We start from the raw sequence: 15747 nt of genomic DNA on the forward strand, positions 1-15747 counted from the left end.
ACATTATGCAAACTACCAGCAAAAACGGTTTACAACGATTACTCACAATTATGGACGAATTGCGGGAGAAATGTCCCTGGGACAGGAAACAGACCGAACAAACCCTGCGCAGCCTGACCATTGAAGAAACCTATGAACTGGCAGATGCCATTACCAACAATGACTGGCAGGGGATAAAAGAGGAGCTGGGAGATATCCTGTTACATATTGTTTTTTATGCCAAAATAGGGGCTGAACAGAATAAGTTCACCATTGATGAGGTGATTGACGGGGTTTGCGAAAAACTGATCCGGAGGCATCCGCATATTTACGGGGATGTAAAAGTGGAGAACGAGGAGGATGTAAAGAAAAACTGGGAAAAGATCAAACTGCAGGAAGGGAAAAAATCAGTACTGGGCGGGGTGCCGGCCAGCTTACCGGCCACGGTAAAAGCCATCCGTTTACAGGAAAAAGCCCGCCAGGTAGGCTTTGAGTGGGAAGAGAAGGAGCAGGTTTGGGAGAAGGTAGAAGAGGAGATAGGGGAGATGCAGGAAGCGATTACAGCCGGTGATCAGGCGGCTATTGAAGCAGAATTTGGGGATTTAATGTTCTCCCTGATCAATTATGCACGGTTTTTGCGGGTGGATGCGGAAACTGCGCTGGAACTAACCAATAGGAAGTTTATTGACCGATTTACAAAGATGGAGCTGCTGGCAACTGGTAAGGGCAAAGTTTTGAGTGAGATGAGCCTGGAGGAGATGGACGAATTATGGACTACAATAAAAAAACAAAAGGCCGGTGGCGCGTAACAAAAACAACATGTTATCCAGGTATACATTGGTAATAGTGGCATTGGCATTTTTTGCCGCATCTTTTATTACCGAGAAAATATATTTCAGTAAACCTGCTATTATCGGTGATATTGCCCAGGCTGAGCAATACTTAAAAAGAGAAAGTAAAAGGTTTGATCACTTCCTGAGTGATACTAACTTGTTACGTAAACTGGCCCTGCATACCAATAATTTAAAGGATATTGAGGAAACGGCCTATACTAATCTCAGTGTTTTCCTGTACAAGGAAGCGCCTTATGAACCCAACCTCTTATACTGGAGCACCCAGAAAATATTACCCCCCCAGGAAGTACTGGACGAAGAGAACGGCGAATATTTTTATAAGCTCACCAACGGGGAGTATTATGTTATTAAAAAGCCGGTCCCGACGCTGCCCGGGGTAACAGCATACGGTATGGTATTGGTGCGGTCGTCTTTTTTTATACAGACCGATTATTTACCGCATGAGTTTGCCTTTAACGCTACGGCCGAAAACAGGATCGCTATTGCAGATAAAGCCACTGACTACCCCGTAAAAACAGAAGCTGGTAAAACATTGTTTTACCTGGATAAAAAGGCAGCGGATAATATATTAAAGACCAACTGGATCACAATTTTATTGAGGCTGTGCGGCCTGTTTTTATTATTGCTGGCCATGCAGGCAAATGCCGACCGGCTTTCCAATGCAAGATCGCCCTGGGCAGGTATCAGTGTAGTGGCAATAACGCTGATCGGTTTAAGGGCCATCTGTTACCTGTATCCCGATTTTTTTAATTTAAGGCAATATGAATTATTTGACCCGGCTATTTACGGTTCAAATGTTATTCAACGTTCTTTAGGCGACCTGCTGATCAATACTACCATCTTTTCCTGGATCATTATTTACAGCTGGTTCAAGCTGCAGCAACGCCCCATCAATTTCTCCGGGTGGAAAAAAAGGAAGACATGGGCCATAGGAATAATATGCCTGGCCTCGCTTATTGCCTCTACTTTTTTTATTGCTGCCACCATTCGCAGTATTGTAGCCGATTCCAAGATATCTTTTGACGTAACCGATTTTTTCAGTTTAACCATTTATACAGGCTTCGGCTTCCTGGTGCTGGCCAATCTTTCCTTATCTTATTATTATTTTACGCAGTTGTTATTCCGGGCAATGATCGTGGTATTCAAAGGCCGTACCTTTCTTATCTACATGGCCATTGGTTTTTCCGGCTTAATATACCTGACATTCAACTCCAGCAATAAGGATGTATTATTTTATTTACCGGTATTACTCTGGCTTATTGGCTATACTTGGCTGGTAAGCCGTGACGGACTCATATTATACCGGATACGTTTTAATATAGCCGGCATCCTTTTCTGGATATTTGTATTCTGTACCTCCATTTCGGTGATCATGTTACATGAGAATAAAAATGCCGAATGGGCCAGGCGGAAATTCTATATCCAGAAAATTGCCGAGCAATATGACCCGTCCAGTGAAAACCTGATGAGCATTGCCATTGCTTACCTGGACAATGATTTTTTAAGTCATAATTTTCACCGTTTTTCCGATTCGGCGGATAACCGTGAAATAAGGGACAGTATCATTAATTCCAGTTACTCCGGTTACCGCGATAAATTCACCACCAATCTTTTTGTATACGACTCGCTTAATAATCCTGTTAATAATACCGAATCCAGTACCTATAATGACCTGAGCACCATCATTAAAGTGCAGTCACGTCCTACAGGTATCAGCGACCTGTTTTATTACGAAACCTCTTTTGATAAATATGCGTATATAACCGAAAGGGTGATCAGGGATTCGGCTGGCAGCAGGATGGGTTCTTTCTTTTTTGTATCCATACCTAAAAAATACAGCAGTGATGCGCTTTTTCCTGAACTGTTCCGGCAGTTCAAGAAAAATGATCCCGAAAGTTCGCCTATCTATTCCTATGCAGTGTATAATGCAGGCCGGTTAATGACCTCTACGGGCAAGTATCCTTTTCCTACCTGGTTGTCGCAGGACCAGGTGCCTAAGGACCAGTTTGTAACCAGGCCTAATGGCGATTATGATGAATTATGGTATCGTGCCAGCAATGAAAAAGTAGCGGTGATGGTGCGTAAACGCGATACCCTCATTGAATCGATCAGTTTATTCTCTTACTTATTTTGTGCCTTCCTGTTACTGGTGGCTATTGTAAAACTGTTATCCATACTGTTTAAATATGGCTATAAGGTAAGGGAGCTGCGGTCTGTATTTTATGTCAGCATACGTAACCAGGTACATAACACTTTTATCTTTGTCAGCCTTTTTTCTTTCGTGGTTATCGGTGTGGCCACCATTTCCTTCTTCATTAACCGGTATGAAAAAAATAACAGTGATAAACTGAGCCGTACCATGAATATCATGCTCAACCAGATGCAGCAGGAAATGGGTATCGGGGCTAACCTGTTGACAGGTGCGGAAGCTGATGAAAAAGATTCGCTGGTAGCTGAGCAGGGAAGGGTAGAGAAAATATTAGAGGAGGTATCGGATATACATGGGGTGGATGTGAATATATATGATCTCAGCGGCGATCTTAAAGTATCCTCGCAAAAAGAAGTGTATACACAGGGCGTATTGAGCAGTAAAATTGATCCCGTAGCGTTTTATAACTTAAGCAAATTGCGGTATGTACAACATGTACAGAAAGAAAAAATAGGCCGTCTTTCTTACCTGAGTGTGTATGCGCCGGTGCGTGATCAGAATGGATTGGTATATGCCTACCTGGGCATCCCTTATTTTACTTCGGAGCAGGAGCTGAAACAGGAGATATCCAACTTCCTGATCACTATTATTATTTTAAATGCCTTTATCTTTTTAATTGCGGGTGTTATTGCGCTTATTATTACCAACAGGATCACCCGTTCCTTCTCCCTGATCAGTTTGAAAATGCGAGAAGTGAACCTGAGTAAGAACAATGAAAAGATCGACTGGCCGCGGAACGATGAAATAGGACAACTGGTAAGCGAATACAATACCATGGTGGGCAAGCTGGATGAGAGCGCTACAGCGCTGGCAAAATCGGAAAGAGAAGGGGCATGGCGTGAAATGGCCAGGCAGGTGGCGCATGAAATTAAAAACCCGCTTACTCCCATGAAACTCAGCCTGCAATACCTGCAAAAAGCTATTAACAGTAATCACCCCGATGTGGCGAAATTATCACAGAACGTAGCGAATACATTGGTAGAGCAGATCGATCACTTGTCAAAAATCGCATCGGATTTCTCCCAGTTCGCAAATATCGGCAATGTAAAAGTGGAAGTGTTTGACGTGCATGATAAAATAAAAAAACAGATCGACCTGCACAGTGCCAACAACGCTGTTACTATTCACTGGAAACCTGTTCCGCAACCGGTATATATAGCGGCCGACAGAACACAGATGAACCGGCTGTTTACCAACCTGATGATCAATGCGATTGATGCGCTTGGACAGAAGGAAGATGCTACCATTACCATATCGGAAAGCCTCAGCGAAACCGCTATACTGATCAGCATTGCGGATAACGGCGCCGGTATTCCCAAGGAATTCCAGGCAAATATCTTCACGCCCAACTTTACCACTAAAACCTCGGGCACAGGTCTGGGCCTTGCCATGTGTAAAGGTATCGTGGAGCAGGCGCATGGAGATATATGGTTTACCACTACAGAAAATGTTGGTACCACATTCTTTGTACAACTGCCACTGTTAAAAGAGGAAGTGTAGCTGGCTTTCCGTCCCTGTTATTGAATAATATTAAAGGGGCGTTTCTTCCGGCTTTACATACTCTTCTTCAGGGTCAGGCAGACTGTGTAGTAAAGAACTTTGCAGGGATATTACTGATGAGGCGGAATAAAGGCCCACACCTTTTCCTGAAAAGGAATAATCCATAAGGGTCAGTTTTACCACACCGTTAACCGAAAGCTCAAAATAATTGCCATACCGGATCAGACTAAAATGCAGCGAGTCTGTCGTTGTCATATTAAAAAAGGCCGTCTGGATATTATTGAATATAAAATTATTACGGTTATCCTTTGGATTAAAACCCCAGGTCCTGATATTGGTACTGCCATGGGTAATGTCAAAGGAAATAAAATAACCATTGCCTTCCTCATCCATATCGCAAACAAGCCCCAGTTTTCCCATCCCTTCCACTGTTAATATCCCTTCCCATTTAAAGGAGTCCGAAGGTTTTTGAAAACAAAAGATCTCATACCCGCTTCTTGATCCGCAAAACAACTTTTCTTCTTCTACAGTAAAAAAAGCGGTCGGGTTGTTTAATAAGGGAATAAAGTTGTCAAACTCGGGTTGTTTGTATGATCTGATGATCATCTCATCCCAGCGGTAATAACTCTTTAAAATTAAACGTCCCCGGTCATCAGTACTCAACTGTTTGGGCGGCGGTAATACCCTTAGTGCATTGATCTCCCCAAAGGCATAGAAAAAATTATACACCAGTAAATGATCTCCATCCTGTACTACTCTTGCGGCATAATTGCCAGGTGGCAACAATACATCTTCGTGAAAAGAGTGATACTCACCCATGAATTCAGGAGCAAACCAGTACCTTACTTTAATATCTTCCCTGATAGAACCGAGTAAATAGAACCTGCTGTTCAATTCAAATACACAGGGGCATTCAATATCATCATATACCAAAGGATATAATAAAGGCGGGAGGTATTCAATAATATCATTGGTGATTTTAACCAGGCCTACACAACCCCTGCGGGATACAGGTCCCGTTACACTGCGGGCTGCGATGAGTAAATAACTTTCGCCCTTATGTTCAAACTTATAGGGGTCACGGAAGCTGATCCATTTGCGCGGGTTTTTTTCGTATGCTTCGTAATAATGATCGTCGGGTTGAATGGGGTAGCCTTTCTTATTGATCTTTGTCCAGTCAATAAGATCATTTGATATAGCATAACCTATCCGGGAAATAACGCCACGGTCTTTACGCTGAAGACCGGTATAATACATGCCAAATATATCTTCTTCCTGTACCACATGCATGGTCCATAACATATCATCATCCCATTCGCCGGGATGGCCTACGAACAAGGCATTATTCACCCGTTTCCATGAAATACCATCTTCAGAAACCGCATGTGCGATATAATCGTGATTAGGAATAATGAGATGAAATAAATGATAAACACCATTGTGTATGATAACTGTGATATCGCCGATCTCCCAATCGCTGAAACCTGAACCCGAATACATAATCTTCTTTTTCAGTTAATGAATAGTATATGACCTCATACAGAAGAGTTTTGGTTACCTTTACGAAGTTAACAAAAAGGAAAGGGATGGAAGAATATTATGTACAGTTATACAGCCCCCATGGATTAATAAGATTTAACGAACCCGAAATTGGAAGAGATCCGGATACAGGAGGACAGGTAAAATACCTCCTGGAAATGTTAGATAATCTTTCAAAACATCCACAGATAAGAAAGGTTGACCTCTTTACCCGAAGGATCAGCGATAAGAGAGTAGCTCCCTCGTATGAAGAGGAAATAGAAAAGGTGAATGATAAAGCCCGCATCATACGGATCAGTTGTGGTGGCAATACGTACAGGAAAAAAGAAACATTGTGGGATCATCTTGATGAGTTCATTGATAAAACCCTCCACTTTATTGAACGCGATGCCGATGTTCCCGATGTAGTACATGGTCACTATGCCGATGGTAATTACCTGGCCAGCCAGATCAGCGAGATATTTGGTATTCCTTTCCTGGCAACCAGTCATTCACTGGGCCGCAATAAAAAAGAATTGCTGTTACAGGAAGGTTTATCCGAAGAAAAGATCGATGAGAAATTCAATATGGAAAAACGTATTGAAGTGGAAGAGATGGTGCTGAAAACAGCCGATGCCATTGTGGCGAGCACGCAGCATATTATTGAAAGCCAGTACACACGTTATAATAATTACCGGTATGGTAAATTTCATGTCATTCCGCCGGGTGTAAGTACAGATATTTTTTACCCGTTTTACAGGTTGGATATGCCTTCCTTTACCATGTCGGTAGAGCAGGAGCAGACATTGTATAAGGTTAATTCAGAAATGGAACGTTTCTTATTTAATCCCAATAAGCCATTGATATTGTCTATCGGTCGGGCCGATAAAAGAAAAAACTTTGAAACCATTATTCAATCTTACGGGCAGGATAAAGAGCTGCAGGCTATGGCTAACCTGGCCATCTTTGCCGGTGTGAGAAAAGATATTGCGGTAATGCCCGATGATGAAAAAGATATCCTGACAAACCTGTTGTTGTTGCTGGATAAGTATGATCTCTATGGCAAAATGGCCATACCCAAAAAAAATGATCCCAAACTGGATGTGCCTGAAATATACCGTTTGGCTGCCCGTAAAAAAGGCGTATTTGTCAACGCCACGCCGGGTGAGAATTTTGGTTTAACCATTGTTGAGGCAGCGGCCTGCGGCTTACCGGTGGTTGCATCACCTACCGGTGGACCTAAAGAAATACTGGAGCAATGTGATAATGGTTTACTGGTTGATGTGGAAGATCCTGAAGCCATTGCTGCTGCGTTGAAAAAAATTATTGCCGACCAGGCACTCTGGGAAAAATATTCCGGCAATGGAGTAGTAGCTGCTACCGAATTATATTCCTGGACCTCCTTCGCCGATAAATATATAACGATCATCAATGACCTGTTCCGTCAGAAAAATAATACAGCGCTAAACTTTGTCAATAAAACGGCGTATGGTAAAAAACTGGCGAATGCCAGACTATTCGTGATCACTGACCTGGATGGTACACTCGTTGATGGAGCCGATACCGAAGGGCTGGAAGCTTTTACCAAATGGATAAGGGACAACCAGGCGCAGGTGGTATTTGGTTTGGCCAGCGGTCGTAACAGGATCATCACCGAACAGGCTATTGAAAAATATAACCTGCCTTTTCCGGATATGCTGATCTGCTCGGCTGGAACTGAAATATATTATACTGATAAATTGATACCGGATAAGGGCTGGGAAAGTCATATTGATAACCAGTGGAAAAGGGAAGAGTTGCTGGAAGCATTAAAACGTTTTCCGGGTATTCGTTTACAGGAGGAAGATGCACAATGGCCTTTTAAACTGAGTTATTATGTGGAGGATTATTTTAATGAAAATGATCTTTCAGACCTCTATAAGTTTTTAGATGATAACAAATTCAGGGCGAAAATATTACTTACCGATAATAAGTTCCTTGACCTCTTACCCTTCAGGGCCAGTAAGGGAAGTGCTGTCCGTTACCTGAGTTATAAATGGAACCAGCCTTTACACCAGATTATAACAGCCGGCAATGGAGGTAATGATAAGGATATGCTGAGTGGAAAAACAAAAGCCATAGTAGTTTCAAATTATAGTCCTGAGTTGGAAGAGCTGAAAAAATACAAATCTATTTACTTTGCTAAAAACAGGATAGCTGCGGGAGTATTGGAAGGAATACAACATCACCTGGCAGGTTTAAAGGAGTTTGTTATATAAGTAAAAGGAGGACAAAAAACTGTATCCGATTTTTGCACCGAATTTTATAAAAGTGTAAGGGGGCAAAAGCCCCCCATACACATGACACATGAGAAAAATTGCAACCAAACTAATAGGTGTAGGTTGTTGAAAAAGGTGCCCCTTCGGCAACAACAATATCTTTCTGATCGTGTTTTGCGGAATTGTTTACCTCTGCTTTATAACTATAGGTAAAGGGCGCATCAAAGTTGATGAATTGCACAGAAACCTGTGCATGGGTTAAAGGTTTGACAGATTCTATTACATAGGTTTTTGTGCTTCCTGCAAAGTCAACGGTGTTAAAGCCTACTCCCTGTTCGTTATTCCTTGTAACGCCGTTCACTTTCCACATAGTTGTTTCTCCGCCAGGACTTCCTCCAACGATCATGAACTGCGCCCTGTCTGATGCAACAGCACCATTCACTGTAATAGTAAACCTGTACGATTTTTCTTTAGGCAGATCATCTCCTTTATCTGAGCAACGGCTGAATAACAGCGGTACAAACACCAGCAGGAGAACTATAAAACGGGATAATTTGTTTGTCTTCATATTGGTTACTTTTTTAGGTATGAACGGATGTAAGAAACAAGGAAGGAGCAATGCTTCACCCCCTGAAGCATTGCTCTCCTTGAGTGGTTTAATTATCAGTCATCAGGTTATTGTATGAAAGTTCACTGTTAGGAATGGGCCATATATACCCGTTACCTCCGGGTGGAATGGGAGAATCAGCACTTGTCCTGGCCGGTAAGCTTAACCCCAGGCGCATGATATCATTATTCCTAAGGCCTTCACCCAGAAATTCGATCCTTCTTTCTTTTAAAATGGCGTTTAATAAATCGGTGTAGGTGGCAAAACTGGCAGCGGTAAAAGTAGTGGTGGCGTCGGACCTGTTCCTGACGGCATTTAAAAGGGCAACGGCCTGCGCATCAATGCTATTGGTTGTTCTCACCCTGGCTTCGGCTAAATTCAATAATACTTCGGAGTAACGGATCACGGGTGCAAAATCCAGGAAGGGCGAGGGTAATGTATACTTTCCTCCCAGGAATGTTTTTCCACCTGATACGGTGAAGAAACTTCTCCTGGCATCACCAGCTTTCCATCCGGCATCAGCCATGATGCCATCGGCTTTTATATAAAACTCACCGGCATAATATGTAGCTAACTGGTTCTGCGTTCCGGCCACATCAGCGCTGTTGTTAGAAAAAGGCATGGATAGGATAGATTCAATATCTGTAAAAGGTGTTTTAAATACTACTTTAATATCAGGATTCAAAGTATGTTGTACACCCGTATTTGCTTTAAACGGCGCAGTGGCAGATACGATCTTATTGGCTTCCGTAACAACGGCCGGGTAATTTTGCATACTTAAATACACCCTTGTTTTTAAGGCAATGGCGGTATTCCTGTGTGCCCGTGTTGTCCTGGTTAAGGCGGCAGTAGTGGCAGTGCCGTAATCCAGGGGCAGGTTATTCTCGGCAAAATTCAGGTCGTCTAATATTTGTGTATAAACCTGTGCAACCGTACTCCTGGCCAGGTCAGATTGGCCCGGACCTTTTATACCGGTTAAGCGCAGTGGCAATCCAGGTTTGGCGCCTTGTCCGTCAAGATAAGGTTGTGCATAAAACTGTAAAAGGCTATAGTATGCCAGTGCACGGATAAACCTGGCTTCACCATTATAATTCTTTGCTAGTGTTTCGCCCACAGTAGCATTGCCCTTGGCGGCCATACCATCCAGGAAAAGGTTACAATGATTGATGGTAGAGTAGGCCCGTGACCATAATCCTTCTATGCTTGTGGCTGTATTATTGGGGTTAAATAACCAAACATCCCAGGCAGTAATATTGTTAGAACCGTTATTTACCAGGTCCTCACCCCTGATATCACCATAAGCAATAAATCTTCCGCCGTAAAAATGACCACCTTTCAGTGCGGCATACATAGAGCGTACCTGGTTCTCCACCCGTAAAGGAGAATCAAAGGCCGTAGCATCGGAAATAGCGGTTTGTAATACAGGGTTCAGGTATTCTTTTTTCTTACTGCAGCCCTGGGTAAACAGTAATGCTGCGGCAAAAGAGGATAAGAAAAATATTTTTTTTGACATGATCTGAAGTTTGAGTGTTTGAAATTTAAAATCCTACATTAAGTCCTACTGTAAGTGTTCTGGCATTACCAATGGTATTACGGTCAACACCCTGGCCCTGCACACTGTTACCATTGGAAGAAACTTCGGGATCAGGCCCAATGTATTTTGTCCATATAGCCAGGTTCTGGCCACTTACATACAGCCTGGCTGTATTAATTTTTACTTTGCTCAATACACTTTCGGGTAAGCTATAACCAAGAGAGAGGTTTCTTAATTTAATAAAATCACCTTTATGCACATTGGCCGACATGGTGAGTGCACTGCCATTGGAAACATTGTCGCCATATACGGTCCTGGGAACATCGGTAATATCACCTGCTTTCTTCCAGCTCTTTAATACATCGGTCGAGTTATTCCAGAAACGCTGGTCCAGTAAGCCGGCACCTGATCCGTAATAGATATAATAACCGGCCTGGTAGGTAACCAGTGCAGAGAAATCAAAGTTTTTGTACCGTAAGGTATTGGTCCAACCACCAAATTGTTTGGGTTGTGAATTGCCGTACATGACACCGTCAGCTGCCTGTGAAACACTGGTTTCGCCATTAGGACCCGCATACTTTGTACCATCGGCAAAAGACCAGGTATACTGACCTGCAGGCGCATAATGCTGGTAAAAGACCTGTTTGCCTTCTGAGTTCAATACTATTCTTCTGCCCGTTGCCGGATCAACACCGCCGTTCCTTACCATAAACAGGTAACCTACAGGATAACCCACTTTGGTTTTATTGGTAAGCTCACTGCCCGAGGTGGAATAAGTTATTTCTTCCAGGCCGGGGGCCAGGGAGGTAACCATATTTTTATTTAAGGTCAGGTTGAAAGAAGTATTCCAGGAAAAATCTTTTTTCATCACCGGTGTGGCATTCAATTCAAACTCCCAGCCTTTGTTATACATAGAGCCGATATTGGCGGCCACTGAACCAAGACCTGTAGACGCTGCCTGCGGAACGTTCAGGATGAGGTTGTCCACATCATTTTTGAAATAAGTAATTTCAGCGCCTATACGTTTATCCAGTAAAGAAAAAGATAAGCCTACATCCAGTTTTTTACTGGTTTCCCATTCCAGTGAAGGGTTACCAACACCGGAGAAAGAAAGGGTGGGGAGGCCTCCGTACAGGCTGCTGCCATATGTTGAATAAGGGCTATAATCGCCTATACCTGCAATATTTCCCACTGTACCATAACTGGCTTTGATCCTTAAACCACTGAACAGGCTGTTCAACGCACTCATCTTTTTCCAGAAACCTTCTTCCGTTACTTCCCAGCCAATGGAGCCTCCGCCGAATACACCTTTCTTTTTACCTAAACCTGAATACTCATCCTGTCTTAATGTAGCGGCTATATAATATCTTTTTGCATAATCATAGGTTAACCTCCCAAAAACGGAAGTCAGGTAGTTCTCCCCGAATCCCATTCCTGCGGTATTATTGGTAACCCAACCGGCCTGGATCTCGGTAAATACAGGATCAGATAAGGTTTGCCTGTTGATACCAAATCCCCTGCCTGTTCTTCTTTGTTGTTCGTGCCCGGCTAAAATGCCAATATTATGATTACCGATCTGTTTATCATACTGTAAGGTATTGGTCCATAACCAGGTTTTGTTTTTACTGTAGGTAGCACTGGCAAATCCGCCATAGGTCTGGCCATCGCCGTGTAAAGGATTCCAGAAAAGATCATTATCAACATTTAAATAATCAATACCATACACACTGCGGAAAGCAAGGCCCTGCAGCAGGTTTAATTGAATAAAGGCATTGGCCTGTATATGATTGCTTTCGCTGTTGGAGCGGTTTTTATCCAATAATATAGCGGGGTTAAAAAAGCCTACCTGTGGTACTGCGTTATTCATCACGCCAATAAAATCCGGGGATGCCGGTGGGGTAGCCCTGATAACAATATTGTACGATCCGTCGGCTTTATGAGTAGCAATATTCGGTGCATTAACCAGTGCGGTTCTTCCCAGGCCGGCAATACCAAATGCCTCCCCGTTCAATGAACCGGAAGATGTGGCTATATTATTCTTTTCATTAGAGAAAGCAATTTTACCACCTACAGAAATAAGTTTGCTAACCCTGCTGTCAACATTGAACAACACATTCTGCCTGATAAAATTATTGGATTTTACTATGCCCTCTTGGTTGGTATAACCCACACCAAAATAGTACTTGGTAGCATCATTACCGCCGGAAACATTCAGGGCATGATTATGGGATAAGGCAGAGCGATACACTTCGTCGTACCAGTTGGTATTGATCGGGTTGCCATTGGCATCATTGGTCAGTTTAAACGGATTGGCGCCTAATGAGGCTAATTGTGAAGGGTTATTGGCCACCGCCTGGTTTTTTACTTCCACATACTGGAAAGCATCCAGTAATTCCGGTAAACGGAATGCCTTTGAAAAACCCAGCCATCCGTCATAACTTACCCTGGCTTTACCCGCCTTACCTTTTTTAGTAGTAACAAACACTACACCATTTGCAGCACGGCTGCCATAAATAGCCGTAGCAGCGGCATCTTTGGCTATATCAATACTTTCAATATCATTAGGGTTAATACTGGCCAGGGCATTGCCCGGTGCATTGGTACCGCTGGCATCACCGGTATACGTGGGCACACCGTCAATTACGATCAGCGGGTATGAGCTTAATGATATGGAGTTGGTTCCCCTGATCCTGAATACCGGCGGGTTATTCAATAAACCATTGGGTGAAGTGATCTGTACCCCGGTAGCTTTACCGGCCAGGCCGGCTTCAAAACTCTGTATAGGTCGTTGCGCAATTTCCACCCCTTTGATAGAGGAAACAGAACCTACATTATCTAATTTACGTTGTGTACCATAACCTACCACCACTACTTCCTGTAAAGACTTATCCTGCAATTTCAGTTTTACTTCATAGCTATTGTTATTGCCAATGCTTACTTCCTGGCTGGTAAAATCAACAGCTGAAATAACAAGGGTTTTTGCATTGGCCGTAATAGTGAATGAAAAAGCCCCTGCAGCATCAGTTACAGTACCGTTGGACGTACCTTTTACCGTAACAGAAGCATTGGAAATGGGCTCACCTTTTTCATCGGTAACCTTTCCTGTAATTGTTTTTTGTGCTAATAATATTCCCCCTGTAAAAAACAGGAATATCACTAAGAGTAATTTTTTTCTCATTTGGTTAATTAGTTTTAAATAATGAAGCAGTGTTTTCTTCGGTTGCTGTTTTGCCTGGTATCAGGGTATGGAGACCGGCAAAACCAGCTTTGGCATTGGTATAACCGTGTGATGTGACGAAAATAGATGGTGTATAAACTGCTTTTTTATATTTTCAACGAATGACTTATACCGGATAACAAAAGCTTAAAAAACGACCATATCCGGATACCTGATAGGTAGGATGCATTGGTTGACGGATTCCGGCTGTTGGTTGAAAATTTGGCAGGCTTTTGCGGAATATGCCTTCAAATGATACGCTTTCCCGATTTTTGTGCCGGTGAAAAGGTTTTTACTGCATATATCTTTTTGGTGTTGTTACTTTCTCTTCAGGGGAGTGATAGAGTACTTATGGTTACAGGGTAGCCTGGAGGGATTTACCACTATACAGTATATGATCGCTGCCTTTGAGGCCGTGGTGCTGGAAGGCCTGCCCGAGCTGTTTTATGCTTATTACTTTACTTACAGGATATGGCCACGCCTGACACAGAAAAAACAACCCTGGTATACCCTTCTGTGGTATGTAACAGAGATGCTAGTGGTACTGGTAGGATGTATATACCTGGTACGCTTTTCTTTTTATTATATCATATTGCCGGTGGTATTCGATGGCAGGTTTCCCCCTTCGCCAACATTTGAGTTCCGCCGGTTCATGTCCATCCTCTTCAACTTTGTGGCAACCTCAGGATTGATGTTTGCCATTAAATCGTTTCGCCTGCAACTTAAAATGAAGGAAAGGGAAAAGGTGCTCATTAAGGAAAAGCTGGAAACGGAACTTAAAATGCTCCGCAACCAGATGAACCCGCATTTTTTATTCAATACCCTGAATAATATATATGCATTGACCAAGAAAAAATCGGACAAGGCTGAGGAAGCGATCATGAAACTTTCCGATCTGCTAAGCTTTATGTTATACCGGTCTAACAAAGCCAGTATTACCATTGAAGAGGAAATGCGTATACTGGACGATTATATAGAACTGGAAAAATTGCGTTATGACCGGCTCTCCATTGCCTTTAACAAACAAGTGGATGATCATACCGTTACCATCGCACCCTTATTACTGTTGCCACTGGTGGAGAATGCCTTTAAGCACGGCCCCAGCGGCAGTCGTTTCGATTCATTTATTCATATTGATTTTATACTGAAAGAAAAAGTCCTTTTTTTCGAGATCAGCAACTCATTTGAAACGGGTTCTTCACAGGCCGTCATCACTGAAAATATAGGCCTGAACAATACCCGCAGGCAACTGGAACTGATGTACCAGTCCTACAACCTGGAAATTGATAATGATAACAATATATTTCATGTAAAACTGCATATAAACCTCGATACCTATGCGGAAAATTAATTGCCTGATAGTAGAGGATGAGCCATTGGCGGCAGAGATCATTCAGGGTTATATCACTGAAATCCCCTCTTTGCATCTGGCGGGTATCGCAACCGATGCTATTTACGCCATGGAAATGTTGCAGCGGGAAAAAATAGATGTGATTTTTTTAGATATTCATTTGCCAAAGATCAAAGGGCTTGACTTTATCAAAACACTCAACCATCCGCCAAAAGTTATTCTCACTACTGCTTACCGGGAATATGCTTTGGATGGGTACGAGTTAAACGTAGTAGATTACTTATTAAAACCGGTCAGCTTTAACCGTTTTATGCAGGCGGTGAACAAACTGACACATTTGTATGTGGAGGTGGGCGCTAAGGAAGAAACCCAGCCGGCTAAAACTTATATATTCGTCAACATCAATAAAAAGAAAGTCAAGATAGAGTTCAATAAAATTATTTACGTGGAAAGCCGGAAAGAGTATGTGTACATCGTGACCAGAGAACAGAATTACCTGATTAAAATGTCGTTGAACGAACTGGAATTGCAATTGGGTAATGAATTCTTTTTACGTATTCACCGGTCATTCATTGTTTCCAAGCAAATGGTAACGGCCTACAATGCCACAGAAATAGAGATACAGGGCCAGCTGTTGCCCATCGGGCGGAACTATAAGGAAATAGTTGCCAAACGGATGGGAGAGGCCTTACATTAAGTTAGAATGGCAGCCAGCTTAAA

Annotated in this window: 9 protein-coding genes; 5 read left to right on the forward strand and 4 right to left on the reverse strand. The window is 42.7% G+C overall.

Going from position 1 to position 15747, the window contains the following annotated elements; genetic code table 11:
* The first annotated feature begins 5 nt into the window (after positions 1–5).
* Positions 6–788: a nucleoside triphosphate pyrophosphohydrolase gene (gene mazG, locus ACFS6H_RS08155; protein WP_386097094.1), complete on the forward strand. Its 783-nt coding sequence runs from the start codon at positions 6–8 to the stop codon at positions 786–788.
* The gene (locus ACFS6H_RS08160; RefSeq protein WP_386097096.1) at positions 778–4542 is read left to right on the forward strand and encodes a sensor histidine kinase; all 3765 of its coding nucleotides are present in this window, start codon (positions 778–780) and stop codon (positions 4540–4542) included. The genes mazG and ACFS6H_RS08160 overlap by 11 nt, the downstream gene beginning before the upstream one ends.
* A 30-nt stretch (positions 4543–4572) precedes the next feature.
* Here ACFS6H_RS08160 and ACFS6H_RS08165 read toward each other — a convergent pair whose 3' ends face one another.
* Positions 4573–6042: a glycosyl hydrolase family 32 gene (locus ACFS6H_RS08165; protein ID WP_386097098.1), complete on the reverse strand. Its 1470-nt coding sequence runs from the start codon at positions 6040–6042 to the stop codon at positions 4573–4575.
* 86 nt (positions 6043–6128) lie between these two features.
* On the opposite strand from ACFS6H_RS08165, the gene ACFS6H_RS08170 reads away from it, so the two are divergent.
* The gene (locus ACFS6H_RS08170) at positions 6129–8318 is read left to right on the forward strand and encodes an HAD family hydrolase (protein WP_386097100.1); all 2190 of its coding nucleotides are present in this window, start codon (positions 6129–6131) and stop codon (positions 8316–8318) included.
* Positions 8319–8427: 109 nt separating this feature from the next.
* Here ACFS6H_RS08170 and ACFS6H_RS08175 read toward each other — a convergent pair whose 3' ends face one another.
* The 3 genes from ACFS6H_RS08175 to ACFS6H_RS08185 all read right to left on the reverse strand — a co-directional run bounded on the left by ACFS6H_RS08175 (position 8428) and on the right by ACFS6H_RS08185 (position 13637).
* Positions 8428–8886, reverse strand: coding sequence for a hypothetical protein (locus ACFS6H_RS08175; protein ID WP_386097102.1), 459 nt, complete (start codon positions 8884–8886; stop codon positions 8428–8430).
* 88 nt (positions 8887–8974) lie between these two features.
* Positions 8975–10438 (reverse strand): RagB/SusD family nutrient uptake outer membrane protein, encoded by a 1464-nt coding sequence (locus tag ACFS6H_RS08180; RefSeq protein WP_386097104.1) that lies wholly within the window; start codon positions 10436–10438, stop codon positions 8975–8977.
* Between the two features lie 25 nt (positions 10439–10463).
* Entirely contained in the window at positions 10464–13637 is a 3174-nt protein-coding gene (locus ACFS6H_RS08185) for a SusC/RagA family TonB-linked outer membrane protein (protein ID WP_386097106.1), read from the reverse strand.
* A 376-nt stretch (positions 13638–14013) separates the two neighbouring features.
* Here ACFS6H_RS08185 and ACFS6H_RS08190 point away from each other — a divergent pair, with 376 nt between their 5' ends.
* Positions 14014–15027, forward strand: a complete 1014-nt coding sequence (locus ACFS6H_RS08190; RefSeq protein WP_386097108.1) for a sensor histidine kinase — start codon at positions 14014–14016, stop codon at positions 15025–15027.
* Positions 15014–15724, forward strand: coding sequence for a LytR/AlgR family response regulator transcription factor (locus ACFS6H_RS08195; RefSeq protein ID WP_386097110.1), 711 nt, complete (start codon positions 15014–15016; stop codon positions 15722–15724). The genes ACFS6H_RS08190 and ACFS6H_RS08195 overlap by 14 nt, the downstream gene beginning before the upstream one ends.
* The last annotated feature ends 23 nt before the right edge of the window (positions 15725–15747 follow it).

This window comes from Terrimonas rubra (genome assembly GCF_042686025.1).
Classification (GTDB): domain Bacteria; phylum Bacteroidota; class Bacteroidia; order Chitinophagales; family Chitinophagaceae; genus Terrimonas; species Terrimonas rubra.